The 22412-nt window shown below is 71.6% G+C and carries 28 protein-coding genes and 2 tRNA genes; 14 read left to right on the top strand and 16 right to left on the bottom strand.

Annotation, left to right across the window (positions count from 1 at the left end; genetic code table 11):
* The first annotated feature begins 79 nt into the window (after positions 1-79).
* Together ACRWK7_RS08075 and ACRWK7_RS08080 are read left to right on the top strand one after the other, a co-directional pair.
* A tRNA-Arg gene (locus ACRWK7_RS08075) sits at positions 80-156 on the top strand.
* A 130-nt stretch (positions 157-286) separates the two neighbouring features.
* Positions 287-502 (top strand): hypothetical protein, encoded by a 216-nt coding sequence (locus ACRWK7_RS08080; protein WP_431855694.1) that lies wholly within the window; start codon positions 287-289, stop codon positions 500-502.
* On the opposite strand, the gene ACRWK7_RS08085 is transcribed toward ACRWK7_RS08080, so the two are convergent.
* Positions 435-854 (bottom strand): rhodanese-like domain-containing protein, encoded by a 420-nt coding sequence (locus tag ACRWK7_RS08085; RefSeq protein ID WP_431855695.1) that lies wholly within the window; start codon positions 852-854, stop codon positions 435-437. The two genes, ACRWK7_RS08080 and ACRWK7_RS08085, sit on opposite strands and share 68 nt — an antisense overlap.
* Before the next feature lie 185 nt (positions 855-1039).
* Here ACRWK7_RS08085 and ACRWK7_RS08090 point away from each other — a divergent pair, with 185 nt between their 5' ends.
* A complete protein-coding gene (locus ACRWK7_RS08090; protein WP_431855696.1) occupies positions 1040-1597 on the top strand; it encodes a helix-turn-helix domain-containing protein in 558 nt (185 codons plus the stop codon).
* A gap of 136 nt (positions 1598-1733) precedes the next feature.
* On the top strand, positions 1734-2750 hold the full coding sequence (locus tag ACRWK7_RS08095) for a Tim44 domain-containing protein (RefSeq protein ID WP_431855697.1): 1017 nt from the start codon (positions 1734-1736) through the stop codon (positions 2748-2750).
* Between the two features lie 108 nt (positions 2751-2858).
* Here ACRWK7_RS08095 and ACRWK7_RS08100 read toward each other — a convergent pair whose 3' ends face one another.
* Together ACRWK7_RS08100 and ACRWK7_RS08105 are read right to left on the bottom strand one after the other, a co-directional pair.
* Positions 2859-4166, bottom strand: a complete 1308-nt coding sequence (locus ACRWK7_RS08100; protein WP_431855698.1) for a methyl-accepting chemotaxis protein — start codon at positions 4164-4166, stop codon at positions 2859-2861.
* On the bottom strand, positions 4141-4677 hold the full coding sequence (locus ACRWK7_RS08105) for a PAS domain-containing protein (protein ID WP_431855699.1): 537 nt from the start codon (positions 4675-4677) through the stop codon (positions 4141-4143). The genes ACRWK7_RS08100 and ACRWK7_RS08105 overlap by 26 nt, the downstream gene beginning before the upstream one ends.
* Positions 4678-5090: 413 nt before the next feature.
* On the opposite strand from ACRWK7_RS08105, the gene ACRWK7_RS08110 reads away from it, so the two are divergent.
* A complete protein-coding gene (locus ACRWK7_RS08110; RefSeq protein WP_431855700.1) occupies positions 5091-5567 on the top strand; it encodes a nuclear transport factor 2 family protein in 477 nt (158 codons plus the stop codon).
* A 39-nt stretch (positions 5568-5606) separates the two neighbouring features.
* Here the strand turns inward: ACRWK7_RS08110 and ACRWK7_RS08115 are convergent.
* Together ACRWK7_RS08115 and ACRWK7_RS08120 are read right to left on the bottom strand one after the other, a co-directional pair.
* Positions 5607-5680: transfer RNA gene (locus tag ACRWK7_RS08115), tRNA-Gly, on the bottom strand.
* Between the two features lie 49 nt (positions 5681-5729).
* Positions 5730-6347 (bottom strand): GNAT family N-acetyltransferase, encoded by a 618-nt coding sequence (locus ACRWK7_RS08120; protein ID WP_431855701.1) that lies wholly within the window; start codon positions 6345-6347, stop codon positions 5730-5732.
* Between the two features lie 400 nt (positions 6348-6747).
* Between ACRWK7_RS08120 and apaG the strand changes: the two genes are divergently transcribed.
* Positions 6748-7140 carry a Co2+/Mg2+ efflux protein ApaG gene (gene apaG / locus ACRWK7_RS08125; protein ID WP_109116939.1) on the top strand — a complete coding sequence of 131 codons (393 nt, stop codon included), beginning with the start codon at positions 6748-6750 and terminating at the stop codon, positions 7138-7140.
* A gap of 173 nt (positions 7141-7313) precedes the next feature.
* The gene (gene folE / locus ACRWK7_RS08130) at positions 7314-7946 is read left to right on the top strand and encodes a GTP cyclohydrolase I FolE (RefSeq protein WP_431855799.1); all 633 of its coding nucleotides are present in this window, start codon (positions 7314-7316) and stop codon (positions 7944-7946) included.
* On the opposite strand, the gene ACRWK7_RS08135 is transcribed toward folE, so the two are convergent.
* Positions 7840-8499 (bottom strand): LytTR family DNA-binding domain-containing protein, encoded by a 660-nt coding sequence (locus tag ACRWK7_RS08135; protein WP_431855702.1) that lies wholly within the window; start codon positions 8497-8499, stop codon positions 7840-7842. The genes folE and ACRWK7_RS08135 overlap by 107 nt on opposite strands.
* Positions 8500-8639: 140 nt before the next feature.
* The gene (locus tag ACRWK7_RS08140) at positions 8640-9830 is read right to left on the bottom strand and encodes a hypothetical protein (protein ID WP_431855703.1); all 1191 of its coding nucleotides are present in this window, start codon (positions 9828-9830) and stop codon (positions 8640-8642) included.
* An 88-nt stretch (positions 9831-9918) separates the two neighbouring features.
* Here ACRWK7_RS08140 and gcvA point away from each other — a divergent pair, with 88 nt between their 5' ends.
* On the top strand, positions 9919-10896 hold the full coding sequence (gcvA, locus tag ACRWK7_RS08145; protein WP_431855704.1) for a transcriptional regulator GcvA: 978 nt from the start codon (positions 9919-9921) through the stop codon (positions 10894-10896).
* On the opposite strand, the gene ACRWK7_RS08150 is transcribed toward gcvA, so the two are convergent.
* The gene (locus tag ACRWK7_RS08150) at positions 10835-11173 is read right to left on the bottom strand and encodes an STAS domain-containing protein (protein ID WP_431855705.1); all 339 of its coding nucleotides are present in this window, start codon (positions 11171-11173) and stop codon (positions 10835-10837) included. The two genes, gcvA and ACRWK7_RS08150, sit on opposite strands and share 62 nt — an antisense overlap.
* A gap of 91 nt (positions 11174-11264) precedes the next feature.
* Here ACRWK7_RS08150 and icmH point away from each other — a divergent pair, with 91 nt between their 5' ends.
* The 3 genes from icmH to tagF are packed head-to-tail and all read left to right on the top strand — an operon-like array spanning position 11265 to position 15256.
* Positions 11265-12551 (top strand): type IVB secretion system protein IcmH/DotU, encoded by a 1287-nt coding sequence (gene icmH, locus ACRWK7_RS08155; protein ID WP_431855706.1) that lies wholly within the window; start codon positions 11265-11267, stop codon positions 12549-12551.
* A 6-nt stretch (positions 12552-12557) separates the two neighbouring features.
* Positions 12558-14597 carry a type VI secretion system membrane subunit TssM gene (gene tssM / locus ACRWK7_RS08160; protein ID WP_431855707.1) on the top strand — a complete coding sequence of 680 codons (2040 nt, stop codon included), beginning with the start codon at positions 12558-12560 and terminating at the stop codon, positions 14595-14597.
* Positions 14594-15256, top strand: coding sequence for a type VI secretion system-associated protein TagF (gene tagF, locus ACRWK7_RS08165; protein WP_431855708.1), 663 nt, complete (start codon positions 14594-14596; stop codon positions 15254-15256). Before tssM ends, tagF begins: the two co-directional genes overlap by 4 nt.
* Positions 15257-15352: 96 nt before the next feature.
* Here the strand turns inward: tagF and ACRWK7_RS08170 are convergent, their stop codons facing one another.
* The 6 genes from ACRWK7_RS08170 to ACRWK7_RS08195 form a co-directional block, all read right to left on the bottom strand.
* Positions 15353-15619, bottom strand: a complete 267-nt coding sequence (locus ACRWK7_RS08170) for a MoaD/ThiS family protein (RefSeq protein WP_431855709.1) — start codon at positions 15617-15619, stop codon at positions 15353-15355.
* Between the two features lie 4 nt (positions 15620-15623).
* Positions 15624-16709, bottom strand: a complete 1086-nt coding sequence (locus tag ACRWK7_RS08175) for a WD40/YVTN/BNR-like repeat-containing protein (protein WP_431855710.1) — start codon at positions 16707-16709, stop codon at positions 15624-15626.
* An 87-nt stretch (positions 16710-16796) separates the two neighbouring features.
* A complete protein-coding gene (locus ACRWK7_RS08180; protein WP_431855711.1) occupies positions 16797-17246 on the bottom strand; it encodes a PAS domain-containing protein in 450 nt (149 codons plus the stop codon).
* A 59-nt stretch (positions 17247-17305) separates the two neighbouring features.
* Complete coding sequence (locus ACRWK7_RS08185; RefSeq protein ID WP_431855712.1) at positions 17306-18073, bottom strand: sulfite exporter TauE/SafE family protein; 768 nt, start codon at positions 18071-18073, stop codon at positions 17306-17308.
* 61 nt (positions 18074-18134) lie between these two features.
* Positions 18135-18749 (bottom strand): hypothetical protein, encoded by a 615-nt coding sequence (locus tag ACRWK7_RS08190; protein WP_431855713.1) that lies wholly within the window; start codon positions 18747-18749, stop codon positions 18135-18137.
* A 56-nt stretch (positions 18750-18805) separates the two neighbouring features.
* Positions 18806-18952: a hypothetical protein gene (locus ACRWK7_RS08195; protein WP_431855714.1), complete on the bottom strand. Its 147-nt coding sequence runs from the start codon at positions 18950-18952 to the stop codon at positions 18806-18808.
* A 68-nt stretch (positions 18953-19020) separates the two neighbouring features.
* On the opposite strand from ACRWK7_RS08195, the gene ACRWK7_RS08200 reads away from it, so the two are divergent.
* Both ACRWK7_RS08200 and ACRWK7_RS08205 read left to right on the top strand, forming a co-directional pair.
* Complete coding sequence (locus ACRWK7_RS08200; protein WP_431855715.1) at positions 19021-19569, top strand: ankyrin repeat domain-containing protein; 549 nt, start codon at positions 19021-19023, stop codon at positions 19567-19569.
* 10 nt (positions 19570-19579) lie between these two features.
* A complete protein-coding gene (locus ACRWK7_RS08205) occupies positions 19580-20569 on the top strand; it encodes a CobD/CbiB family cobalamin biosynthesis protein (RefSeq protein WP_431855716.1) in 990 nt (329 codons plus the stop codon).
* Between the two features lie 3 nt (positions 20570-20572).
* On the opposite strand, the gene ACRWK7_RS08210 is transcribed toward ACRWK7_RS08205, so the two are convergent.
* A complete protein-coding gene (locus tag ACRWK7_RS08210) occupies positions 20573-21031 on the bottom strand; it encodes a hypothetical protein (protein WP_431855717.1) in 459 nt (152 codons plus the stop codon).
* Positions 21032-21093: 62 nt separating this feature from the next.
* Positions 21094-21504 carry a large conductance mechanosensitive channel protein MscL gene (mscL, locus tag ACRWK7_RS08215; RefSeq protein ID WP_431855718.1) on the bottom strand — a complete coding sequence of 137 codons (411 nt, stop codon included), beginning with the start codon at positions 21502-21504 and terminating at the stop codon, positions 21094-21096.
* Positions 21505-21604: 100 nt separating this feature from the next.
* Between mscL and ACRWK7_RS08220 the strand changes: the two genes are divergently transcribed.
* Entirely contained in the window at positions 21605-22393 is a 789-nt protein-coding gene (locus tag ACRWK7_RS08220) for an SPOR domain-containing protein (protein WP_431855719.1), read from the top strand.
* Positions 22394-22412 lie beyond the last annotated feature (19 nt).

Raw genomic sequence — 22412 nt, forward strand, 5'->3', positions numbered from 1 at the left:
AAACGGGCCGGGCGGAAACGGGCGGGCTCCCGATTTGCCGCTGAAACGCACGAAAAGGCGTGCTATAAGCGCTCGCGGCGGCCCCGTAGCTCATCTGGATAGAGCGACGGTTTCCTAAACCGTAGGCAGCTGGTTCGAGTCCAGCCGGGGTCACCACCCTTTCCCGCCCATCCGCCCGTTCGGGCATCTCCTGAATCGCACCGCGGCGTACGCCGCCCACGCCGTTGCCCACGGCGCCCGTCCGCGTACGCTCACACAGCTTGCCACGGGTGCGAAGGGGATGAGGATGACGCCGAGCGAACGGGCCCGACGGCTGCGCCAGACGCTGCAGGGCAACTTCCGCATCGATCTGTTTTCGGTGGTCGCCGAGCGCACCTTCGAGCGCCTGATCGCCGACGCCATCCAGGCCGCCGAGCGCGACGCCGTCGCGGCCGTCAGGCGTTCTGTTTCTCTTTCCGGGGCGGCTGATCGACCGGGTATCCGGCCTCCTTCCAGCCCTTGAAGCCGCCGCCCAGGTGGCAGATCGGCGCCAGACCCATGCCGCGCAGTGTGTCGGTGGCCAGCGCCGAGCGCCAGCCGCTGGCGCAGTAGAGGACGAAGCGCTTGCCCGACGCGAACACCGGCTTGTGGTACGGGCTCTCCGGATCGACCCAGAACTCCAGCATGCCGCGCGGCGCGTGCAGCGCGCCGGGGATCATGCCGTCGCGCTCCAACTCGCGCGGGTCGCGGATATCGACGAAGACCACGTCGGGGTCTTTGGAGTCGAACCAAGTGCGCGCACGCTCCGCCGTGACCGTCTCGATGCGGGTGTTCGCCTCGGCCAGCAGGTCCTTGTAGCCCTTCGTCAACGCCATGGGGATTCCTCCGGTGGCTTCTCGATTGTCGTTCCCATTCTTGTAGCAGGGCCGGCCACCCCCTTCGATAACAAGAATTTGCCACAATTGCGCGCCGCGTCATGCCAACGCGCCTTGGACAGCCGGGATGGCGCCGCCCATTCTTTCGCCACGCCGCATCGTCCACCGGACCTGGTTAGGGGGCCATGATCCTGCGCACGCTGCTTCTCGCTGACGACGAATCCGCCCTCGGCCGCACGCTGTGCGACACGTTGCGCTCCTGGCGCATCGTCGTGGCCATCGACCGTTCCAGCGCGCTGGCGACCGTCAAGGCGCACCGGCCGACGGTCGCTCTGGTGCCTCTCGACCCGGGTGGAGAGGGGGTGGCGACGCTCGGCGCCATCCTGGCAGAAGCACCGGCCTGCAAGGTGGTCATGCTCGACGGCGGAAACGATCGTGCCGCGGCGGCGCGCGCGGTCGCGCTGGGCGCGCACGATGTGGTGCCGCGAACCGCTGAACGCGCCGAACTCGCCCTGGTGATCGAGCGCGCGCACCACCGCCACGCCCTGGAGCAGGAAGGGCGCCGGCTCGCCGGCGACGCGCCGCCGACGCTGCGCGCGGTGCGCGACGCGGCGGAGCGGCGGGCGGTGCTCGACGCGCTGGCGCGGGTGGACGGCAACCTGTCGGCGGCGGCGCGCCTGCTCGAGGTCAGCCGGCCGACGCTCTACAACCTGCTGCGGCAGCACGGCATTCGCACCGCCTGATTCGTCCCCGCCGCACTGTTTCGCGTGCCCAATTGTTGATCACGTGACAACCGGCGGTTCCCCCTCTAAAACGAGAGCAGGACCGACCCCACATATGCGGCGTCCCGCGCTCCGCGGGCCCAACGACGAACGAGCCATGACCCACGACTCCCGTTCCCGACGCACCCGTGCCTTCGCCGCCATCGTGGTGGCGCTGGCCGTCGCCCTGTCGGCCAGCGGCGCCGACGCCCGTGCCGGCAGCAGTTCCTCCAGCGGCAGCCGGGGCTCGCGCACCTACTCCGCGCCTCCGGCCACCAGCACCGCGCCGAGCACTGCCGCCCCCATGGAGCGGTCGATGGCGCAGCCGACCGCGCCGCGCCCCTCGGCCCCGATGGGCGCGCCGGCCCCGGCGCCGTCGCGCGGCTTGTTCGGCGGCGGCGGCTTCATGTCCGGCCTGATGGGCGGCCTGATCGGCGCCGGCATCGGCAGCCTGCTGTTCGGCGGCGGCTTCTTCAACGGCTTGGGCAGCTTCGCCGGCATCCTCGGCTTCATCTTGCAGATCGTCCTGGTCGTCTTCCTGGTCCGGCTGGCGATGCGCTTCTTCCGCAACCGCAGCGCCGGGCCGGCCCCGGCCTACGCCTCGGCGGCGGCCGAGCCGCTGCGCCGTGACGGCAACCCGATGGGCGGGGGGCCGCTTGGTGGTGCTCCGCTGGGCGGTGCCCCGCTTGGCGGCGGCCTCGGCGGCGGTGCCGCGCGCCCGCGTGACGAGATCGGCATCGGCCCGCAGGACTACCAGGAGTTCGAGCGTCTGCTGATCTCCATCCAGACCGCCTACGCCGCCGAGGACCTCGCGACGCTGCGCGGCCTGGCAACGCCGGAGATGCTCTCGTACTTCTCCGAGGATCTCGCCGCCAACGCCAGCCGCGGCGTGGCGAACCGGATCTCCGACGTCCGCCTGCTGCAGGGCGACCTGTCCGAGGCATGGCGCGAGGGGAACGCCGAGTACGTCACGGTCGCGATGCGCTTCTCGCTGATCGACGTGACGGTGGACCGCGCCACCGGCCGCGTCGTCGAGGGGGATCCCAACCGCCCGACCGAGGCGGCCGAGCTGTGGACCTTCGTCCGCAGCCAGGGCGGCCGCTGGATCCTCTCGGCGATCCAGCAGACCCGCTGAGGGGCGATCAGGTAAGGGAAAGGGGCGCCGGTTTCGGCGCCCTTTTCTTTTTTGCCCCTCCCTGGCCTCCTCCGCGACGCCGGGAGGGATGGGGAGGGGTGGCGAACCTTACGCCCTCCGCGCCTTCGCCAGGAACCGGTCCACGTCCGTCCGCAGTTGCTCCGCCTGCCGCGACAGCACGGACGCCGCCGAGAACACGAGGCCTGCCGTCTCGCCGGCTTCGCCGGCCGCCTGCCGGACGCTGGCGATGCGGGCGGAGACCTCCTCGGTGCCCTGCGCCGCCTGCTGGACGTTGCGGGCGATCTCGTGCGAGGCCGCCGCCTGCTCCTCCACCGCCGAGGCGATGGTGCCGGCGATGCCGCTCATCTCCAGGATGGCGCCACCGATCTCGGCGATGGCGGTCACCGCCTCCTGGGTGGCGTGCTGGATCGCTTCGATCTGCGCGCCGATGGAGGTGGTCGCGTGCGCGGTCTGGCTGGCCAGCGCCTTCACCTCGCCGGCCACCACGGCGAAACCCTTGCCAGCCTCGCCGGCCCGCGCGGCTTCGATGGTGGCGTTCAGCGCCAGCAGATTGGTCTGGTGCGCGATGTCGTTGATCAGCCGCACCACCTCGCCGACCTTCTGTGCCGCCTCGGTCAGGCCGCGCACGGTGGCGTTGGCGCGCTCGGCGCGTTCGACGCCGGTGCGGGCAATGGTCGAGGTAAGGACGATCTGGCGGCTGATCTCGTCGATCGAGCAGGACAGCTCCTCCGCTGCGGTCGCCACCGTCTGCACGTTGGCTGAGGCCTGCTCGCCCGCCGCGGCGACGGTGACCGCCTGCTCGCTGGTCTGGCTGGCGGTGCGCGACATGGTCTCGGCGCTGCAGCGCATGTCGCCGGCCGCGCTCGACACGCCGGTGACGATGCCGCCGATGCTGCGCTCGAACTCGGTGGTGTAGGCGGCGAACTCCTTGACCTGCGCCTCCATGCGCTCGGTCGCCTCGTTCAGCGTGCGCGCGGCGGTGCGGAAGCTGCCGGGCAGCCCCTGCAGCAGCACCTGGCGGAAATACTTGCCCTCGGCGACGTAGCGGGCCGAGCCGCTGGCCTCGCGCACGAAGGCATCGGTGATGTCCAGCAGGTTGTTGACGCTGCGCTGCAGACGGCCGATCTCACCAGGTTCGGGTGCCGTGAGGATGCGCACCTCCAGATCGCCGGCCGCCGCCGCGTCGCACACCGCTGCCGCGCGGCCGACGGCGCGCGCCGTCCGCACCAGTTCCGCCGCCGTCGCGCCGAGCAGCGCCAACATGACCAGATGCCCGACCACCAGCCCGGCCGACCCGGCGTCCAGCAGCCACGGCTGCACGGTGTCGGCCAGCACCACCGCGGCGGCGACCGCGGTCAACAGCAGGGCTTTAGAGAGCGAAGACAAATTCGTCATAGCCGACTCCCTTGCTGCGCAGGATGGACATCAGGCGGTCGGTGGAGCGCTGCATGCCCTCGGCGGGGCTGGCGGCGGCGCGCTCCTCGTCCAGCAGCGTGCGGTAGAGAGCGCGCGCCGCCTCGACCTGGGCCGCTACCGGCTTGCGGCGCATGGAGTGGTAGCCGACGATCCGGCCTCCGGCATCGACACTCGGGGTGACGTGCGCGAACACCCAGTAGTGATCGCCGTTGCTCGCCAGGTTGAGCACGTAGGCGAACATTTCCCTGCCGCTGGTCAGTGTATCCCACAGGATCTTGAAGACGCAGCGCGGCATGTCCGGGTGGCGGATCAGATTGTGTGGCTTCCCAAGAACCTCGTTGATCTGAAAATGCGAGACGCGTAGAAATGTTTCGTTTGCATAAGTGATCAGACCTCTGGCGTCTGTCTTTGTTACAATTATTTCATTCTCCGTAAAATGGCTTTCGCGGCCGGTCGGATGGATCTGAGGTCTGGCCATCGTCTGGCTCATTAGCTGTGTTGTTCACACCCTCAACGATAAAGGCACAATCTAGTTGGGTCTATTGGGCGTATGGCCGATCCGTGTGGGTTGTGCTCTGTACGTCTGCCTATGCTTGGAGGTCTATGCGCAAATAAGGGTTGTGTGAGGTGCTGCATGACGCGACGGGCGCGCCGCTGAAACATACGGCGGGGCGTCGGTCGGTCGTCATGGCGGGCTTGCCGGCCCGGCGCTCGCAAATCCGCGCTGAAAGATCAGTGCGATCACCCCAGTGATGGGAACGCATAAGGGAGTGCTCCCGTCAGCAAGGCGCGGCACGATCGCCGCGGGAGCCCCTGGCGTTTTTCTTGGACACTAGTATACTAGTGTGCGCGTCCGCTGTGAGTGTCCGCCGGGCGCGCCAAAACCACAACACGGAGGAAGACATGCCCAGGACCGATCTGATTCCCGCCCGCCGCCGCATTCTCGCCGCGGCAGCCCTCGCGCTTGCGGTGCCGGTGGTCGTTGCCCCGCTGGCCAGCGCCATCGCCCAGGAGGGGCAGAGCGATGTCGTTAAGGCTGTGGAGGCGCTGCGCGTGGCGATGCTGGCCGGCAACGGTGCCGGGCTGAAGGCGCTGACCATGGAGCAGCTGACTTACGGGCACTCCAACGGCCGACTCGAGGACAAGGCTGCGTTCGTTGCCAGCCTGGAGGGAAAGAACGCGTTCAAGACGCTGGACCTGTCCGACCACGCGATCCAGGTGGTCGGCGACACGGCGATCGCCCGGCACACCTTTGACGCGGTGAACAATCTGCCGGACGGCAAGACCAGCACGGCCCACATCAAGGTTCTGCAGGTGTGGAAGAAGGACGGCGGCGCCTGGAAGCTGCTGGCGCGCCAAGCGGCCCCGCTGCCCACCTGAGCGCGGTTGCCGATGAAGTGTTCATGGTCCGGGAGGCGTTGGAGCGGGTGAAGGGAATCGAACCCTCGTCGTAAGCTTGGGAAGCTTCTGCTCTACCATTGAGCTACACCCGCGCCGCCCCCCGTTTATAGGGAACCCCGCCGCCGGTTTCAACAACCGGTTTTAGGCAGGCGCGTGAACCGGCAGGGCGTGCCACAGGCCACCCGCCGGCAGCGCCTTAGGGGAGGCGGGGACCATCGGGGCCGCCGCCTCCCCGCCGCCGCTGCCGCCATTGCCGTTCCAGCGCCCGACCATGCCGGACGCGCCGTCCAGCGCGCCGGGCACCAGTTCCAGCCCAAGGAACCGGTTCAGGTCCACCGGGCCGGGGAACTGCAGGGCCTGCGTCAGGTCCCGCGTGAATCCAAAGCGTTGATAGTACGGCGCGTCGCCGACCAGCAGCGCCGTCCGGTGCCCGGCCGCCGCCGCCTTGTTCAGCGTCATCCGAATCAACCGGCTTCCCAGGCCGCTGCCCTGCAGCGCGGGGTCCACCGCGATCGGGCCGAGCAGCAGCGCCGGCACCTTGCCCTCGCCGATGCTCACCGGCCAGTAGCGGATGGTGCCCTTCAGCACCTCGTTGCCCAGGTCGTCGTGACCCAGCGCCACCAGGCACAGCTCGGGGATCGGCGCCACGCCGTCGCGCAGCCGGTAGGCCGTCTTGGACAGCCGGTCGGGGCCGAAGGCGGTATCGAGCAACGACTCGATCGCGGCGGCGTGCCGCGGCAGTTCAGGGGTGATGATCATCGACTGGGATCTCCCGGCGGGAAGATGGGGAAGGTGCGGGTCGCGCCTTCGCCGGGAGGGAGGGCCGGATCAGTTCCGGCGAAGCCCCTCGGCTTCCGCACGCGACCCAAGGACGACCGCACCCGCGATGCGCGGGGTGCTGATCCGTCGTCGGAGTCGTAGGGCGTACGGACGCCGCATGGCGCGAACTCTTCGGCCGTTGCAGAAGGCCTCGCATATATCATCGGGCCGGGTGCCGTGCAAGGGAGCGGGGCGGGGCGGCCACAAATGGTCTCCGGTGTGTCCCCGCTGCATCGGCCCGCCCGGCGTCGGCGCGCACGGCGCCTCCCCTGGACACCGCGGCAAACGCACACCTATTCTATGGCTAAGGAAGCCGCCGTCGACGCGGCGGGAGGTCAGGATGTACAGCAAGACAACGCGCTCCATCCGCATCACGGTCAACCCCATGTACCTCGAGGACCAGTCGGCCCCGACGGAGAACCACTTCGTCTGGGCCTACCATGTCCGCATCGAGAACGAGGGCAGCGAGACGGTGCAATTGCGCACCCGCTACTGGCGGATCACCGACAGCTTCGGCCGCGTGCAGGAGGTGCGCGGCCCCGGCGTGGTCGGCGAGCAGCCGGTGCTCGAGCCCGGCGAGGCGTTCGAGTACACCAGCGGCACGCCGCTGGCGGCGCCTTCCGGCATCATGGTCGGCAGCTACCAGATGGAGACCGGGCGTGGCGAGACCTTCGACGTCGCCATCCCCGCCTTCTCGCTCGACAGCCCGCACCAGCCGCGACAGCTGAACTGATCCGCGTTGCGCACGGGTTGACTCTCCGCGTGCAAGGGTTACCTCCGCACGGGTGGCGGTGATCCGGCCGGGCGAGGCCCGCGTATCAAGGCCACGCCTGCGCTTGAGAGCCAGCGTTTGAGAGAAGGACCGTCGCCGTGACCGTTTCCCCGAAGCCCCCCGAAGCCGACAACGTGCTGCGCGGCCCGGGCCATCCCCGCGCCGCCCGGCCCGAGGTGGCGCGCCCGACCCGCTCCGAAGCCGAGGAGGCGGTCCGCACGCTGATCCGCTGGGCCGGCGACGACCCGGCGCGCGAGGGGCTGCTGGGCACGCCCGACCGCGTCGTGCGTTCGTACGAGGAGTTCTTCGGCGGCTACGGCATCGACCCGGTCGAGATTCTGCAGCGCACCTTCGAGGAGATCGACGGCTACGACGAGATGGTCGTGCTGCGCGACATCCGCGTCGAATCCTACTGCGAGCACCACATGGTGCCGATCATCGGCAAGGCGCACGTGGCCTACCTGCCGCGCCGCCGCGTGGTCGGCATCTCCAAGCTGGCGCGCCTGGTCGAGGCCTACGCCAAGCGCCTGCAGATCCAGGAGAAAATGACCGCGCAGATCGCCAACACCATCGACGAGGTGCTGCAGCCCGAGGGCGTGGCCGTGGTGGTCGAGGCGGCGCACCAGTGCATGACCACGCGCGGCGTGCACAAGACGGGTGTCACCATGGTGACCAGCCGCATGCTCGGCGCCTTCCGCACCGATCCGTCGACCCGGCGCGAGTTCCTGTCGATGATCGGCAACCCGACCAGCCGGGCGATGGACTGATCCTTACGCGCCCAACCACTCCCTGACTTGCACGGCGCTGCGCGCGGGCCACCGGCACGGTCAGCCCGCTGCGCAGGGGCAGTGCCAGGCCGGTGCCGTTGCGCGCCGCGCGCTCCACCCCGGTGCGCGTCACCCACCCGGAGCGGTGCACCCGCAGCCCGTCCGGCGGCGCCAGTTCGGTCACCGCGTCGCGCATGCGCATCAGCAGGAGGTCGCTGCCGACGGAAGTGTGGACGCGCAGGTCGTGGTCTTCGGCCTCCATCGCCAGCAACTCGCGGCCGAGGTGTGGCGGAGCGCGCATCAGCGCCACCAGCACCGGGATCGCCACTGCCAGCAGAGCCGCGTAACCGAAGTAGACCAGCGGCGAGGGCAGGATCCGCTCGAACGGGCCGAGCGCCTGCGCCGCGCGGTCGCTGACCAGCGAACCGGGCCCCGCGCCGGCCAGTCCGGCGAGCGCCGCCAGCACCGGTGCGGCCCACGCCGCAGTCGCCGTCCGCAGCTGGCGGGTCTGCGTGCTGGGGGAGCACCGCAACTCCAGCGGCTTCACCCACACCTTCCGCCCTCCCAGCGGCCTGGAGTGGCACGTCGGCGTTCACTATGTCGCGCCGCCTGATGGACGCCGTCACCGGCGGCGAGACTCGCGAGCGTGCCGGCCTTGCTTCACGGTGATGCGCTGCATGCGGTCGGCCGACGTCACAGCAGCCCCGCCGCCTGCATCGCGCACACCGTCAGCAGCGCCGCCGTTCCCTGAAGCGTCGAGCCGACCGTGAGGACGCGCATGGCCGCCGCTTCGTCGCGGCCGGCGAGGGCGTCCTGGCGGACCAGCCAGTACAGGCTGTCGTTCGGCGTGATCGCCACGAAGGCACCGGCGCACATGGCCAGTGCGGCTGCTTCCGGTGACACCGCCAAGGACGGCAGCAGCGCGGCCACGACGCCGCTGGTTCCGGCGAAGGTCGCCATCGAGGAACCTTTGAGCACCTTGAAGGTCGCGGTGAAGACGAACAGCGCCGGCAGCACCAGCCCGGTCGACACCAGCGCGTCGGCGTATCGGGCCACCGGCATCGTCTCCGCCAGCATGGCGCCGAGCGCGCTCGCCGCGCCGATCGTCAGCAGCAGGGGGGCGGTGCGCCGCATGCCGCTGTCCAGCGCCTGCGCGCGCTCCTCGCGGCTCAGCGGCAGCAGCGACACGCAAGCCGCCAGCAGCAAGGCCCCCTTGGGGCTGACCAGGAATCCGGGCAGTGGCGGCAGGTCGCCATCCCGTTGCAGCGCGTAGCCGAGCGCCAGCAACCCGGCGATGGTGGCGAGCGGCGCCAGCACGCGCCCCCCTGGACGCCCCGCTGCGGCCGGCCCGTCCGCCGCCTCGAAGCGCCGGGCGAACAGCAGCCCGGCCCCCCAGGCCACCAGGAACACGGGCAGCGCCGCCACCGTCAGCCGGATGTCGAAGCCTCCCAGCCCGGTGGCGACGATGGCCGGTCCGGCCGGCACCAGCAGCTTGAACCCGGCATAGGCGCCGAACAGTGTGGACAGCTTGCGCGGCCCCGCCGTTGCGGACAGGGCGGCGTAGGCGGTGTCGGGGCAGGCCATGCCGGCGCCGGCCAGTGGCGCCAGCAGAGTCGCCGCTCGCCCCGACGCCGCCTGCGCTCTGCTGCGCGACAGCGACGACGCCATGATGAACGCCGGGATCAGGATCAGCGCGTACTCCGCCAGCGACGCGCCGAAGCCGGCGTCCAGCGCGCGCAGCAGCGGCTTGCCGCCCAGCCCCGACCCGATCCCCAGCGCCAGCGCGCCCGACAGCATGAGCAGCGGCAACGGCACAGAGAGCGGCGCCCCCACCGCGGCGGGCGGGCGGGATGCGGCGGTGCTCCCTGTGGTGGTGTGGCTCATGGACCGATCCCTTCCCTCCGGGTTACGCTTCCACATGATCGTAGGTGCGGGCGGATGGCCGGCAAAACGACTAAAGGCTTCCCTTTCCATGATCCAAACTCATGCAAGAGGGCATCCCTCGCTGGCCGCGGTGCGGGCGTTCGAGGCGGCGGCGCGGCTGGGCAGCTTCACCCAGGCGGCCGAGGAGCTGTGCCTGACCCAAAGCGCGGTCAGCCGCCACGTCCGCACGCTGGAGGACTGGTTTGCCGTCGCGCTGTTCACCCGGCGTGGCCGGCAGGTGGCGTTGACCGAGGCGGGGAGGGAGTATTTCGTCCGCGTGTCCGACGGGCTTGGGCGCATCCGTGACGCCAACGACGCCATGCTGGCGCGTGTGCGGCGGCAGGATCAGGTGACGCTGTCGCTGCTACCGTCCGTGGCGGCGCTGTGGCTGTCGCCCAGCCTGCCCGACTTCACCGCGCGCCACCCCGGCATCGACCTGCGCATCCATGCTAGCCGCGCCCTGGCGGACCTGCGGCGCGACGGCATCGACCTTGCCATGCGCTACGGCCAGGGCGGCTGGCCGGGAGTCGAGGCGGAACCGCTGGGCTTCGAGACGCTGACGCCGATCTGCACGCCGGCCTTGGCCGTCCGTCACGGCATCACCGCCGACCCGGCGTCGCTGGTCGGGGCGCCGCTGCTGATGGACGACATTCCCGGCGGCTGGCCGAGCTGGCTGCGCGCGGCCGGGCTCGACGCGTGCGGCATGACGTACGGCCCTCGCTTCGACGAGGGGGCGAGCCTGTACCGCGCGGCGGCGGCAGGGGCGGGCGTGGCGCTCGGTCGTTCGCTGCTGGTGGCGCGCGACCTGGAGGAAGGGCGGCTGGTGGCACCGGTGGCGCTGGCCGTGCCGGCGTTGTGCGCCTACTGGCTGGTGTGGGCGGAAGGGCAGGCGCAGACCCGCGCATCCCTTGCCCTGGCGGACTGGCTGCGCGAGCGGATGCGGCAGTCCTCCTGCTGCGACGTGCCTACGGCGCCAGCGCCTTCAGCGCCGCCTCCACATCGGCGTGCATGGCGAACAGGCCCGTGAAGCCGCTGGTGTCGAAGTCGCGGCGCACGGCGGGCGACAGACCGGCCAGCACGATGCGGCTGCCGCCGGCATGCGCCCGCTTCGACGCCATCAGCAGCGAGCGCAGCCCGGCCGAACCGACGCCGCTCACCCCGCCCATGTCGATGACGACGCGCACCTTGCCGGCGGCCACCGCCTGCGCGACGCGCTTCTCGAAGACCGCGGCGGTGCCGCTGTCGATGCGCCCGGCGGGGCGCAGCACGACGACGCCGTTCCGGGTCTCTTCCTGGATGTCCATGTGACGATGATAGCACACGGCGCGTACCTCGCGTGACCCGAAGGGGGTAGGCTGCTATACCCTTACGCGGAAACGTGAAGAGGTTGGCCCGGTGCCGGACGATACGGCGAGCAAGACGATGCTGCGCGGCGCCCCCGCCGCCGCGTCCGCGCGTCCGGAACCCGCCCCCGCACCCGTGCTGGCGGAGCTGAGCGCCGGGGCGTTCCTACGCGCCTCGTGGAACCCGCTGCTGGCGGCGTCGGCACCGCTGCTCGACCTCGGCGGGCGGCTGCGCGACCTGCCCAGCCATTCCGACCCCAACGGCCTGCGCGAACGCCTCGTCGCCGAGATCCACCGCTTCGAGCAGGCGGCCTCCGTCGCCGGCATCGCGCAGGAGGAGATCCGCGTCGGCCGCTTTGCGCTGTGCGCCACGCTGGACGATGTGGTGCTGGCCACGCCCTGGGGGCCGCGCTCGTCCTGGTCGCGGGACGGGCTGGTGGCGACCATCGAGCGCACCAACGGCGCGGCCGACCGCTTCTTCGACTTCCTCGAAGTCATGCTGACCCATCCGCACCTGCACCGGCGGGAGCTGGAGCTGTTCTATGCCTGCCTGTCGCTGGGTTTCGAGGGCAAGTTCCGCGACCGCCCGCGCGGCAGCCACGACCTCAGCCACCTGCGCGACAACCTTTACCGCCTGCTGCGGCGCGAGCGCGTGCACGCCGACCGCACCCTCTCTCCTGCGTGGAAGGGCGTGGCGGAGCGGTTCCGGCCGCTGGGCGTGGTCGTCCCGCCCTGGGTGCTGGCCGCCTTGGTCGCAGCGGCGCTGACCGGGCTGTTCCTGACCCTCGCCGGCGTGGTGACCGAGCGGGCTGACCCGGTGGTCGGACGCCTCGCCGTGCTGCTGCCGGAGCGGCCCATCGAGATCACCCGCCTCGCCCCGCCGCCGCCGCCCGACGTCGGGCCGGCGCTGGTGACGCGCATCCGCCAGGCGCTGGCGCCGGAGATCGCCACCAACGACGTCGAGGTGCTGCCCGCCGACGACGGCGCGCTGATCGTGCGGGTGCGCGGCGGCAACCTGTTCCCGGCCGGCAGTGACACGTTGCGCGCCCGCTACCGCGCGGTGGTGGAGCGCATCGGCCAGACGCTGGGCCCCATCAACGGCCACCTCGTGGTGGTTGGCCACACCGACGACCTGCACGTGCGCAGCGTCCGTTTCGCAACCCCGCAGGCGCTGACCGAGGCGCAGGCGGAGGCGGTGCGCGCGATCCTCGAACGCCACGTCGGTCCCGGCCGCCTGACCTCGGAGGGGCGCGGCGGCGCCGAGCCGCTGGCGCCCAACACGTCCGCCACCAACCGCGCCGCCAACCGGCGCGTCGACCTGCACTTCTACCCGAACTAGGCCCGCATGCCCGCCGCGCCCAAGCTTCAGAAGCCCCGCCGCACCGCCACCGCTCGCACCCGCTGGCTGGTGACGCTGGCCGGCGCCGTGGCGGTGGCCGGGGTCGCCTGGGTGCTCGCCCCTCTGCTGGTCCTCGCCGGTCACCGGCCGCTGGAGGACGCTCTGCCGCGCCTGCTGCTGGGCGTGGTGGTGCTGTCGGGGTGGGCGCTGGCCAACCTGCGCATCGACCGGCGTGAGCGCGCCGCCAACGAGCGCCTCGTCGCCGCCCTGTCGGCCAGCGCCGACGATCCCGACGCCCAGGCCTCCGTCGAGGAGCTGGGCATCCTCCAGGACCGCGCCCGCGAGGCGCTGGAGCGGCTGCGCTCCCTGCGGTTCGGCACGCGCTGGGGCGGGCGCTACGTCTACCAGCTGCCGTGGTACTTGGTGATCGGCGCGCCGGGGTCGGGCAAGACGACGGCGCTGTCCTCGGCCGGGCTGGGCTTCCCGGTGGACGGGCAGGCGCACGGCCTGCCGCTGACCGGCGTCGGCGGCACCCGGCACGGCGACTGGTGGTTCACCGAGCGCGCGGTGCTGATCGACACCGCCGGCCGCTACACCACGCAGGACAGCCGCCACGGCGTGGATTCCCGCGTCTGGACCGGCCTCCTGGACATCCTCAAGGAGCACCGGCCGCGCCAGCCGGTCAACGGCGTGCTGCTGACCGTCAGCCTCGCCGACCTCGCGTCGTGGAGCGACGGTGAGCGCCGCGCCCACGCCCAGACCATCTACCGCCGCCTGACCGAGCTGCGCCGGCAGCTGGGCGTGCGCTTCCCGGTCTATGTGCTGTGCACCAAGGCGGACCTCGTCACCGGCTTCAACGGCTTCTTCGATACGCTGACGCCGGACGAGCGCGCGCAGGTCTGGGGCATGACCTTCCCGGTCGGCGACGGCCCCAACGGCCTCGGCCCCGCCGGCTGGTTCCGCGACAGCTTCCTGGCGCTGCTGCGCCGCCTGGACGAGCGCCTGCTGGAGCGCCTGCACCAGGAGCCGGACGTCGAGCGCCGCAGCCTGAACTTCACCTTCCCCCTGCAGGTCGCCTCGCTGGAGGCGCCGCTGGCCGACCTGCTGGAGACCGTCTTCACCCCGAACGACGGCGAGCCGCCGCTGCTGCTGCGCGGCGTCTATCTCAGCTCGGCCACCCAGGGTGGCGTGGCGGTGGACCGGCTGGCTGTGCCCTTCGCCGGCTTCGGCGCCGGCCACCCTGGCGGTGCCGACGAGCATGCCGTCAAGCAGAGCTTCTTCCTGGAGCGCCTGTTCCGCGAGCTGATCTTCGCCGAGGCCAACTTGGCCGGCGTCGATGAGGCGCTGGAGCGCCGCCGACGCCTGCGCGGGGCGGCGCTGGCCGGGGCGACGCTGGCGGCCGGGCTGGCGGTGACGCTGTTCTGGGCGCGCAGCACCGCCGGCAACCTCGACCTGATCGCCCGCGTCGATGCCGCCGCGGCCAAGGCGGCGCAGGCGCTGGCGGTGCTGGACACGCCGCCGCGCTCGCTTGGCCGGGTGGACGACACCGACTTCGCGGCGATCCTGCCGGCGCTGGACGCGCTGCGCACCATCCCCACCGGCTACGCCGACGGAACGACCCGCGGGCCCTGGCCGCCCGTAGAGCTGACCGGCGGGCTGTACCAGGGCGACCGCCTGGGCCGCCTCGCGGATGGCGCCTACCGCCGGGCGCTGCGCAGCGTCTTCCTGTCGCGCATCGTGCTGCGGCTGGAGGAGCAGCTGCGCACCAACTGGGCGCGCCCCGACCAGCTGCGCCTGTCCCTGCGCGCCTACCTGATGCTGGCTGGGCGCGAACCGCTGGACCTCGCCTTCTTCAACGAGTGGATGGCCGCCGACTGGCAGCGCACGCTGCAAGGCCCGCCCAACGAGGCGCGCCGCCGCGCGCTGGGCGAGCATCTGGCCGCCTTGTTCGATGTCGGCTTCGCCCCCGTGCCCGCCGACGACGCGCTGCTGGAGCGCGTGCAGGAGGTGCTGCGCCAGGCCCCCCGCCCGCAGGCGCCGGCATGACCCCATTCGGCCCCGGCTTCCACGGCAAGGTCCCGGCCCGCGGCGACTTCGTGGGATCCGGCCTGCCGCGGTCGTTCGTCGAGCCGTTCGATTCCTGGCTGCAGGCCGCGCTGATGGCCAGCCGCGGCCGCATCGGGGCGGCGTGGGAGCGGCTGTTCGCCGCCAGCCCGGTGTGGCGCTTCGCCTTCGCCGCGGGCGTGTGCGGCGAGGCGCCGGTGGCCGGCGTGCTGGTGCCGAGTTGCGACCGGGTGGGCCGGCTCTACCCTTTCGTGATCGCCGCGGCGCTGCCCGCCGACCTCGACCTCGCCAGCGTCCCCTACGCGCTCGCCCCCTGGTTCGCGAGCGCCGAGGAACTGGCGCTGGAGGCCTGCCGCAGCGACGGCACCGACCCCGACCTGCTGCCCGGCGAGCTGACCTTCCTCGGCCGCCCGCCGGCGCTGTTCGCCGGCGTGAACCCGGTGCACCGTGCCCAGCTGGAGGCGATGGTGGGCGACCTCCCCGAGCGTCCCAGCCTGTGGTGGACGCGCGGGGCGCATTGGGTGATGCCCTCCATGGTCGCCTGCGAGGGCTTGCCGGAGGGCGACCGGTTCACGGCGTTCCTCGACAACGGGTGGGAGCAGTGGGGGTGGAGCGACCGGGATGGGGTGGAGGTGGGGTAGGGCAGTTCAAGGTTCAGCGCTTACTTGGGCCTCCGTGGATGTCGCCTATTGCTGCTGGCGCGCCCCCAGTGCCGCCCCTCGCCGCGCTGTAGTTCCTCATCCCCCGCTGATCGCCGTCATGACGATCACCTCCGCCCCCGGCTCCAGCCGCGTCTCCAGGCCCACCCGCTCCCCACCCACGAAGACGTTGATGTGCCTGCGAATTGCCGGGGTCTCGTCGCACAGGCGGTCGCGCATCCCCGGCCAGCGGGCGTTCAGCGCGTCCATCATCTCGGCGACCGTGGACGCCGGCACCTCCACCCGCCGCGCCGCACCCGGGAACAGGGGCAGCAGCGCGGCGGGCAGGTGGACCACGACCGGCATGGCGCTACCCGTCCACCACCAGCGTCTCCACCGACAGGATCGCCGGCAGGTGCTGGGCGATGCAGGTCCAGCGGTCGCCCTCGTCGGCGCTGGCGTACAGCGCGCCGCCGCCGGTGCCGAAATACACCCCGACCGGGTCCAGCCGGTCGGCCGCCATCGCCTGCCGCAGCACGCCGAAGAACGCGTTCTCCTGCGGTAGGCCCGTGCGGCGGTCCTCCCAGGTGGCGCCGCCGTCGCGGGTGCGCCACACCGCGGCTTTGCCCTCGGGCATGAAGCGGCCGATCGAATCGCCGTTCAACGGCAGCAGGTACAGCGTGTCCGGGTCGCGCGGGTGCGCCGCCGCCGGGAAGCCGAAGCTGGAGGGCAGGCCGGCCTCGATGCTCTCCCAGCTTCGGCCGCCGTCGTCGCTGCGGTACATGCCGCAATGGTTCTGCTGGTACAGCCGCTCCGGCGCACCGGCCGCCATCGCGATGTGGTGCACGCACTGCCCGTACTCGGGGTAGCGCTGGTCCTCGGGCATATAGTCGGCGCGCGTGCCGCGGTTGCGCGGCTCCCAGGTGGCGCCGCCGTCGTCCGTGTAGAACACGCCGCCGGCCGAGATGCCCACCCACATCCGCCGGGGATCCCGCGGGTGCGGCACGATGGTGTGCAGGATCAGCCCGCCGCCGCCCGGCTGCCACTCGGCGCGCGAGGGGTGGGCGCGCAGCCCAGAAATGTGACGCCACGACCGGCCGGCGTCCTCGCTGCGAAACAAGCCGGCTGGCTCGACCCCGGCATAGAGCGCGCCGTCCGCCGCGGTGACGAGGCTCCACACCGCCTTCACCGGCGTCTCGCCCGCCGGGTAGGCCAGCCCGTCGCTGGAGTGCGTCCAGGTGGCGCCGAGGTCGGTGGACCGCCACACCGCCGGCCCGAACCACTCGTTGCCGCCGCCGGCGTACAGCGCGCCGGTCGCCGGGTCGGCCATCGCGTGGTTGACCGGCCAGGTCTCGCAGAACGGGCCGCGCAGCCGCCACGACCGGCGTTCCGCGTCGCTGTCCAGGATGAAAAGGCCCTTCTTCGTGCCGACCAGGACGTGCACCCGCGTCGCCATGCGTTCCCTCCCTCCACATGTTGGTATCAACATATCGGAGCCGGCGACGCGGCGCTTGCAGTCTTTGGGTATAGGACCGGCAGGGATTCACGGCGTCGTGCGGATGTCTCGCCGCCCGATCTCCCCCACCGCCCAGATCATGTGCACGGTCTCGCCGTCGTTCGACAGCGGGAACAGGCCGTGGCTGAGCGTGCGGACGAACTGGTCGTGACCGATGTACTCGACGGTCGAGCGCACCGGCGCGCGGGTGAGGACGACCCGCTCGTGGTCGCTCCACAGCCGGCCGCCCGTCGCGATGTGTTCCAATTCTGAAAAGCAGCGGCCGCGGTAGTTCGCCTTGACGATGCGGTCGATCTCCGTGCCGAGAAGCCGGTAGCGGAAGTCCAGCGGGTCCCGCAGCACCTCGACCAGGATGGTCACCGGCAGCAGGCGGGGAATGTCCACCGGGTCGAGGTCCGCGCGGGACGGCATCAGGCGCACCCGGCGCATCCGCTCCCAATGAGCGTGCGCCATGTCGATGGGACTGTCTTCCGGCACGATCCCGCCCTTCGTGGTTGTCGTGCCCGATTATACGAAGGCCGTGTTACCGGTGGATTTCAGGCAACCAGCCGCCATGCCATCCAGCCGAGCACCCCGGCGTTGACCGCCATGATCACCGGGGCGGCGCGCGCCATCGCGGAGCGCCACGTGCGGCCGGCGAGGTGGCCGGCGAGGCCGACCGCCAGCAGGCTCGGCACCGTGCCCAGCGCGAACGCCGCCATGCCGAGCGCGCCGCTCAGCGCGCTGCCGCTCGCCGCCGCGACGGCGATGGCGCCGTACAGCAGGCCGCAGGGGATGAAGCCGAGCGCCACGCCGAGGCCGTAACCGCGCCAACCCGTCGGGTTGCCGAAAAGTGGCCGGGCGATACGCGACACGCGCTCGCCCCACCAGCGGCGCAGCCGGCCCTCACCCTGCGGCAGCCACGCCGACAGGCCTTTCACCGCATAGCCCAGGAAGAACAGCGCCGCGAACGCCAGCAGCGCCACCGACACCCAGCGCAGCCCCGGCAGCGCCCCGACGTGTCCGGCCACCAGCGCCGCCACGGCGCCGAGCAGCGCGTAGGTGGTGGCGCGGCCGAAATGGTAGGGCAGCACCGCGGCGCCGGTCAGCCGGTGCAACTCGCTCATCCGCGCCACCGGCACCTGCTCCAGGCGCGCGGTGACTTGCGCCAGCACGAACGGCCCGCACATGCCGGCACAGTGCGTGGTGCCGCCGACCAGCCCGGCGGTGAGCAGCGCCAGCAGCAGGCCGCCATCGCGGTCGATCACCACCGTGCAGTGGTTGAGCCCGGCCTGGAGCAGGGAAAGCGCGGAGGAGGCGTCCATGCGCGGATAGATAGGACGCCGCCGCCCGCTTGCCTATGACCTGAATCAACAGGCTTTGCTGTTACACGTGCCCGCCGGTCTGCGACACCTCGTGCACCTCGACGGGGTGGCTGGTGTGGCGGGCGAGGATCTCGCGCGCCAGACGCTCGCGCTCGGCGTTGCGCAGGCTGACCCACAGCAGGATGCCGCCCTTGCCGAGCTGTTCGCGCAGCGGTTCCGCCCGCTGGTCGGAGATCCAGGACGACAGCACGGAGCCCAGCGCGCCGCCGCCCACCCCCGCCGCGGCGGCCGCGGCGGCGGCGGCCAGAGCGGTGCCGCCGGTGGCCAGCACCGCGCCGGTCGCCAGCACCGCGCCGATGTAGGCGGGGATGCCCATGGCGACGCCCTGGGCGTTGCCGACCTCCTCCGGCGCCACGTAGGACTGGCGCGGCGCGTCGGGGTCGTGCTTCGCGGATTCGGTGTCGGCCACCATGTGGCCGAAGCGGTCGCGCAGCGTGTCGCTGCTCGCCATCAGGCTCAGCTCGTGCCGCTCGAAATGCGCCATGGACAGGTCGTCCACCGCGCGCTGCAAGGCCTCGGGGCTGTCGAAGACGGCCACCGCCTCGCGCACCGAGCCCTGGGCCGCTCCGGCACGGCCGGCGTTGGCGCCAGCGTTGGCGTTGGTCTCGTAACTCATCTCCACCCTCCTTGGTTCGGCCAGAGGGAAACCGGCTGGGCAGGGCGGAGGTTCCGTCAACGCTGGGTGGCGGCGGCCGGCAGGGCGACGGCGCCGCGCGGCTCCGGCATGGAGGACAGGAACCACCACAGGCCCAGGGCGATCAGCACGGCCTTGACGGCGAGGAACAGGGTGACGTGGCGGGCGAGAGGGTTGCGCAGCATGGTCTGGTCTTCGGTGGCCGGCTTTGACTAATATGCGCCGACTGTTCGAGCGTTGAAAGGAGAGCGACGTGAAGCGACTGGTCCTGGCCGGCCTGCTGGCCTGCGGGCTCGCGGCGACGGCGCACGCGGAGATCAACATCCTGGCCGCTCCCGACCTGGTGAAGGCGGTGACCAGCAACGACCTGGGCCTCGCCCGCCAGCAGCTGATGCGCGGCGAGAACCCAAACGTCGCCGACATCGGCGGCCGCACGCCGCTGATCCATTCGATCGTCGCCGGCTTCCCGGACATGGCGAAGCTGCTGCTCGACGGCGGTGCGCGGCCGGACCGCGCCGACCGCACCGGCAACCCGCCGCTGTACTTCGCCGCCGAGAGCGGCAACCTGGACATGGTCGAGCTGCTGCTTGCCAAGGGCGCCAAGCCGGACCAGGAGAACAAGCAGGGCGTGACGCCTCTGATGGTCGCCGCGCGCAGCGGCAGGGCCGACGTGGTGGAGCGCCTGCTGAAGGCCGGCGCGAAGCCCGACCGGTCCGACTTCACCGGCCGCGATGCGCTGAGCTGGGCGCAGGAGAGCCGCAACTCCCGCGTCGCCACCTTGCTGCGCCAAGCCAAGCGCTGACCGCCCGGCGATGGTCGGCACGCTGTTCGGAGGCTTCGGCGGCTCGGCCGCGCCGGTCCTCCTGCTGATCGCCCTGCTGCTGGACGCGGCGGCCGGTCACTGGATCGGCCGCGCGCTGAGCGACCCGTCGGCGCTGTCGGCGCGCGTCTGCGGCCTGTTCGACCGCCGGATCAACCGGCCGGAGCGCGGCGACACCGCGCTGATGATGCGCGGCGCGGTCGTGGTGCTGGCGCTGCTGCTGGCGGCGCTGCTGCTCGGCCTCGTGGTCGAGTGGGTGGGTGGGCGGCCCCTGGGGTGGATCCTCGAGCTGGCGGTGGTGCTCGCCTGCGTGCGCGGCCGCGCCGCCTGGGTGCGGGTGCGCGCCGTGCGGAGGGCGCTGGAGGATGGCGGCTTGGCCGCCGCGCGCATGGAGGTGGCGGCGATGACCCGCCGGCCGGTCCAGGGACTGGACGAGCACGGCGTCGTCCGCGCCGCCGTCGAGCACGCCGCCAAGGCCTTCGACCGCAAGGTGGTGGCGCCCGCCTTCTGGTACCTGCTGCTGGGCGTGCCGGGGATGCTGGCCTGGGCCTTCATCGACGGCGCCGACCGCGCGCTCGGCCACCCCGGCGTGCGCTACGAGCGCTTCGGGCACACCGCGGCGCGCCTCGACGACGCGCTGAACGCCATCCCGGCGCGGCTGGCCGGCGTGCTGCTGGCGCTGGCCGCCCCCTTCCTCGGCACCGCCAGCGTCGGCGGCGCCTTTCGGACGCTCGGCCGCGACGCCGGCAAGCACCCGTCCTTCAACATGGGCTGGCCGGTGGCGGCGACCGCCGGTGCGCTCGACCTCGCGCTCGGCGGTCCGCACCGCGACGGCGGCGTCACCGTGGAAGAGCCGTGGATCGGCCGTGGCAAGGCCCGCGCCACCGCCGCAGACATCGGCCGCGCGCTGGGGCTGACGGCGCTGGGCGACCTGTTGGTGGTGCTGGCGGCCGGTCTGCTGACGGTGGCCACGGCGCTGTAAGCGTTATTTCACCAGCATCTTCTCGATTAGCACGTCCTTGACCATGTTCTGCCCGGTCTCGGCGCGCACGGCGCGGGCGACCGACCGCTTGACGAGCATGGCCGAGCCGGGGCCGAGCAGGTCTTCCGGCTCGTGCTGGCGGATGTCGTCGTAGAGTCGGTCGATGATGCGGCGGCTGTAGCGGTCGGCGACATCGGGACTGGCCCGGGGCTTCAGCTCCAGCGTCACTTTCAGGTCCATGGAGCGGGCGCCGCCGAGGGTCAGCTCCATCTCCGGCAGGGTGGCGAAGTTGCCCCTGGCGCCCATCAGGGTGACGATGCGCTTCTGCTGGGTGGCGCGCTGGTACATGCTGGTGCCGGCCCAGCCGAGCGCTGCCAGGGTCGCCAGCACGGCGATCATGAACAGCACGAGCCGGGCGGCGGAGTGGTCGTGGTTGCGAGGGCTGCGGCGAGCGTGGGCCATGCGGCACCTCCCGGGCCTCGGTGGCCGGTCGACACCCAGCTTAGCGCCTTTCCGTTAAAGGATCATTCCCGCCGGGGCGCGGCGCGCAGGGCGTCGCGGATCTCCGCCAGCAGCACCTCCTGCCGGGGCGGCGGCTTGGGTTGGCTGCGGTGGAAGCGGTTGACCTGCTTGACGATTGCGAACAGCGCCAGCGAGACGATGAAGAAGTTCAGCACGGCGTTGAGGAACTTGCCGTAATTGATGGTCGCCGCCCCGGCCGCCTGCGCGGCGGCGAGGCTGTCGTACCGCCCGCCCGACAGGCTGATGAAGTGGTTGGAAAAGTCCAGCCCGCCGGTGAGCCAGCCGATGGGTGGCGTCAGCACGTCCTGCACCAGCGAGTTGACGACGCCGGTGAAGGCGGCGCCGATGATGATGCCGACCGCCAGTTCGACCACGTTGCCGCGGCTGATGAATGCCTTGAACTCCTCGAGCATGCCTCTCCTCCTGTCCGCAGGAAGGAAACGGCAACGGAGCCGTGTCCGGTTCCGGCACGCACTTCCGAGGCACGCACAAAGAGGTGTAGGCTGCCGCACGATGAAGCCGCTCTCCTGGTGCCTCCGCCTGCTGCCGTTCGCAATCCTGCTCGCCGCCTCGACCGCCGTCGCGGCGGGGGAGACGTTCGATGCCGGCACGGCGTGGCGGGGAAACATTGTCCGCAACGGCAATGGAGCGTTGGAGAGCTGCGCGGTGATGCGCGAGTTCGACGACGACAGCGTGCTGTCCTTCGCGCTGACCCGCGAGCAGGACTTCTTCATGATCGTCAGCAACCCGCGCACCCGGATGCCGCCGGGCGGTGCGTTCGGCGTGCGGTACATGGTGGACGACGGTGTCGTCTATCAGGCGCCGGCCGAGGCGATGCGGCAGAGTGTCGTCGTCGACCTGCCGGACAACGCCGCGCTCAGGGAACTGCTGGGCAACGGCCACTGGCTGTACCTGAACGAGCTTGGCGATGTCGGCTATTCGCTCCAGGGGGCCAAGCAGAGCCTGCGCGCGATGGCGGACTGCGTGACGCGCCAACTGGCGGCGGAAACCGGGCCGGTGAAGGGAGCGTCGGCGATTGTGGCTGGGCTGGCTTCCGGTGGCGTCGTGGCGGAGCTGGACCTCTACGCCTCCGAGGAGCGGGCGCGCGTCGACTGGCTGCACATGAAGACGGTGATGGGTGGGCTGCTCGACGGGCGCGAGCCGCTGTTCCTGACCCGCACGCGCAGCAAGGACGGTCGTTCCTTCACCCTGCTGCGCGTCGGCGGTTTTGCCGGGCGCGACGAAGCGGCGCAGTTCTGCGCGGCCATGCGGGCCAAGAAGCAGAACTGCGTCTTGAAGTGAAAAGCCCCTCTCCTGGAGG

This window comes from Azospirillum sp. (assembly GCF_050789165.1).

Coding starts and splice junctions, on each gene's coding strand:
- ACRWK7_RS08080 (WP_431855694.1), top strand. CDS start 287: ATGACGCCGAGCGAACGGGCCCGACGGCTGCGCCAGACGCTGCAGGGC.
- ACRWK7_RS08085 (WP_431855695.1), bottom strand. CDS start 854: ATGGCGTTGACGAAGGGCTACAAGGACCTGCTGGCCGAGGCGAACACC.
- ACRWK7_RS08090 (WP_431855696.1), top strand. CDS start 1,040: ATGATCCTGCGCACGCTGCTTCTCGCTGACGACGAATCCGCCCTCGGC.
- ACRWK7_RS08095 (WP_431855697.1), top strand. CDS start 1,734: ATGACCCACGACTCCCGTTCCCGACGCACCCGTGCCTTCGCCGCCATC.
- ACRWK7_RS08100 (WP_431855698.1), bottom strand. CDS start 4,166: ATGACGAATTTGTCTTCGCTCTCTAAAGCCCTGCTGTTGACCGCGGTC.
- ACRWK7_RS08105 (WP_431855699.1), bottom strand. CDS start 4,677: ATGAGCCAGACGATGGCCAGACCTCAGATCCATCCGACCGGCCGCGAA.
- ACRWK7_RS08110 (WP_431855700.1), top strand. CDS start 5,091: ATGCCCAGGACCGATCTGATTCCCGCCCGCCGCCGCATTCTCGCCGCG.
- ACRWK7_RS08120 (WP_431855701.1), bottom strand. CDS start 6,347: ATGATCATCACCCCTGAACTGCCGCGGCACGCCGCCGCGATCGAGTCG.
- apaG (WP_109116939.1), top strand. CDS start 6,748: ATGTACAGCAAGACAACGCGCTCCATCCGCATCACGGTCAACCCCATG.
- ACRWK7_RS08140 (WP_431855703.1), bottom strand. CDS start 9,830: ATGAGCCACACCACCACAGGGAGCACCGCCGCATCCCGCCCGCCCGCC.
- gcvA (WP_431855704.1), top strand. CDS start 9,919: ATGATCCAAACTCATGCAAGAGGGCATCCCTCGCTGGCCGCGGTGCGG.
- ACRWK7_RS08150 (WP_431855705.1), bottom strand. CDS start 11,173: ATGGACATCCAGGAAGAGACCCGGAACGGCGTCGTCGTGCTGCGCCCC.
- tssM (WP_431855707.1), top strand. CDS start 12,558: ATGCCCGCCGCGCCCAAGCTTCAGAAGCCCCGCCGCACCGCCACCGCT.
- tagF (WP_431855708.1), top strand. CDS start 14,594: ATGACCCCATTCGGCCCCGGCTTCCACGGCAAGGTCCCGGCCCGCGGC.
- ACRWK7_RS08170 (WP_431855709.1), bottom strand. CDS start 15,619: ATGCCGGTCGTGGTCCACCTGCCCGCCGCGCTGCTGCCCCTGTTCCCG.
- ACRWK7_RS08175 (WP_431855710.1), bottom strand. CDS start 16,709: ATGGCGACGCGGGTGCACGTCCTGGTCGGCACGAAGAAGGGCCTTTTC.
- ACRWK7_RS08185 (WP_431855712.1), bottom strand. CDS start 18,073: ATGGACGCCTCCTCCGCGCTTTCCCTGCTCCAGGCCGGGCTCAACCAC.
- ACRWK7_RS08190 (WP_431855713.1), bottom strand. CDS start 18,749: ATGAGTTACGAGACCAACGCCAACGCTGGCGCCAACGCCGGCCGTGCC.
- ACRWK7_RS08195 (WP_431855714.1), bottom strand. CDS start 18,952: ATGCTGCGCAACCCTCTCGCCCGCCACGTCACCCTGTTCCTCGCCGTC.
- ACRWK7_RS08205 (WP_431855716.1), top strand. CDS start 19,580: ATGGTCGGCACGCTGTTCGGAGGCTTCGGCGGCTCGGCCGCGCCGGTC.
- ACRWK7_RS08210 (WP_431855717.1), bottom strand. CDS start 21,031: ATGGCCCACGCTCGCCGCAGCCCTCGCAACCACGACCACTCCGCCGCC.
- mscL (WP_431855718.1), bottom strand. CDS start 21,504: ATGCTCGAGGAGTTCAAGGCATTCATCAGCCGCGGCAACGTGGTCGAA.
- ACRWK7_RS08220 (WP_431855719.1), top strand. CDS start 21,605: ATGAAGCCGCTCTCCTGGTGCCTCCGCCTGCTGCCGTTCGCAATCCTG.